Genomic DNA, 2,555 nt, shown 5'->3' with positions numbered 1-2,555 from the left:
GAGCATTCCTAGTGCTGGAACAAGCGTCACAGCTAGCACAGCAGAAAAAAACATTGCAAAGGTTTTACCATAAGCTAGTGGCTTAAATAGCCTTCCTTCTTGGGCTTCTAGTGTAAATACTGGAATAAATGAGACTGTTAAGACTAATAATGATGCAAAGATTGATGAACCAACTTCACGAAATCCCCTAATCAAAACATCTGCTCTATTGCCAGGTTTACCAGCCTTTTCCCATTCCTCTAAATTCTTATGAGCGTTTTCAACAAAGATAATTGCAGCATCAACCATTGCTCCAATTGCAATGATTATTCCTCCTAAGCTCATTATATTTACAGTTAAACCTAGATAATAAATAGGAATAAAGGAAAGTAGTACAGCTAAAGGTAAGCTAATAATAGGAACAAGTGCGCTACGGAAATGCAGCAGGAAAAGGATGATAAATATAGCAACAACAGCTAATTCTTCAATTAAAGATTTATTAAGCGAATATACTGCACGTTGTATTAAATCTGAACGATCGTAAGTAGTAACAAGTTTTACCCCAGCAGGAAGGGAATTTTTAATTGTTTCAAGTTTTGCTTTTACTTGGGCAATTACATCAAAAGCATTTTCACCATAACGAGCAATTACAATTCCTCCAACTGTTTCACCCTTACCATCAAGCTCTGCTAGCCCTCGACGAGCCTCAGAGGAAATCTTAATATCTCCTATATCTCTTAAAAGTATTGGAGTTCCAGTTTCACTTGAACCTAAAGAAATGTGTCTTAAGTCGTCCAGAGATTTAATATAACCTCTTCCACGCACCATATACTCAGTTGAGGCAAACTCAATTGAGCGTCCACCTACATCACCATTGCTACGACGAATGGCTTGAATCACTTTATCAACAGTAATTTTGTAAGCTAATAACTTGTTAGGGTCTAGTTCTACTTGATACTGTTTAACAAAGCCCCCAACAGACGCTACTTCAGCTACTCCAGGTACAGATTCAATTAAATATTTTAAGTTCCAGTCTTGAAATGAACGTAGTTCTTGTAAGTCATGCTTACCTGTTTCATCAACTAAAGCATATTCATAAACCCAACCAACCCCAGTAGCATCTGGCCCCAAGGTTGGTGAAACATCTGTAGGAAGTTTATCTCTTAACCCATTAAGGTATTCTAGTGTGCGGCTACGTGCCCAATAAATGTCTGTGCCATCCTCATAAATCACATAAATAAAAGATAGACCAAAGAAAGATTGTCCTCTTACAACCTTCACTTTTGGAGCAGCAACCAGACGAGTAACTATTGGATAAGTGACTTGAGCTTCTACTAAATCAGGTGAACGCCCATCCCATTCAGTAAAAATAATTACTTGCGTATCAGAAAGGTCTGGTAATGCATCAAGCTTGGCGTTTTTTAATGCCCATAAACCCCAAATTGACAGAAATATAGTGAAGGCAAAAACTATAAAGCGATTACGAGCGCAATATTCAATCAGATTCTCAATCATAAGTTACTTCTCCTTTTGGCTTTCTTCCTCTTGCCAAGAGGACTTAACACCTTGGAGCTTACTTTCTGCATCAACTAAAAAATTTGCTGATGTGACAATCTGTTCATTTGTTTCTAACCCACTTAGCACTTCATACCATCCATCAAATTTCATCCCTAATGAAATATTACGAAGTGCAAAACTCCCCTTCCCTAAGCTAACAAAAGCAATATTCTGTTTCCCAGTGCGAATAACAGCAGATTCTGGAATAACTATTTTCTCTCCCATAGGGATTTCAAACTCAACATTTGAGTACATTTCTGGTTTTAGTAGAATATTAGGATTAGCAAATTCTAGCCTTACCTTGAGTGTGCGAGTCTCGCCGTTTAGGTGTGGTGAAATAAAAGTTACTGTGCCTAAAAATTCTTTATCAGGATAAGCAGGAACGGTCATTTTGGCTGACTGACCAAGCTTTATCATTGCTAAATCTGTTTCAAATACATCTACATTGACCCAAACCCTACTATGATCGGCAATTGTATAAAGCTTGCTATCAGGAGTTACCTGCATATTAGGCAAAGCATTTTTCATAATAATATGACCACTGGCTGATGCATAAATTGTGATACTGCGTTCAGCTTTGTCTGTTGTTTCTAGTGCATCAATTTGCTCTTTACTAATATCCCATTGTGAAAGCCTTCGTCTTGAAGCGTTTAGAAGTGAATCCATGCTAACAACTTCTTTATACTCACTATGTTCAAACTGCTTTGTACCACGCCAAGCAAGCAAATATTCTTCTTGTGTAGCCACAAGTTCTGGACTGTAAATAGTAAATAGTGGATCACCTTTTTTAACGTGTTGGCCTAATTGATTAGCAAAAACTTTGTCTATCCAACCACTAAATTTAGTCTGAACTTCAACCATTTTTGTTTCATCTACTACAATGTTTCCAACTGCACGAATTGTTTTATTAATGTTTTGTGACTTAACTTCAGTTAGCTTAACTCCTATTAATTGCTGACGTTGGGCAGAAATAGTAAAAGTATTTTCCTCCATCATAGAAGAGTCAGCCATTCCACCTT

Annotated in this window: 2 protein-coding genes; both read right to left on the bottom strand. The window is 37.3% G+C overall.

What is annotated here, in order from left to right; genetic code table 11:
* The coding region (locus HY817_04720) for an efflux RND transporter permease subunit (protein MBI4836534.1) at positions 1–1,494 on the bottom strand (1,494 nt) is incomplete at its 3' end.
* Positions 1,495–1,497: 3 nt separating this feature from the next.
* Positions 1,498–2,555: efflux RND transporter periplasmic adaptor subunit (locus HY817_04715; GenBank protein ID MBI4836533.1), on the bottom strand; the 1,058-nt coding region annotated here is incomplete at its 5' end.

The sequence above is a fragment of the Candidatus Abawacabacteria bacterium genome, from assembly GCA_016207805.1.
In the GTDB taxonomy this organism is placed as follows: Bacteria; Patescibacteriota; Gracilibacteria; order RBG-16-42-10; family RBG-16-42-10; genus JACQZO01.
The sequence above is the reverse complement of the archived record's forward strand: the minus strand, read 5'-3'. Positions and strand labels throughout refer to the sequence as shown.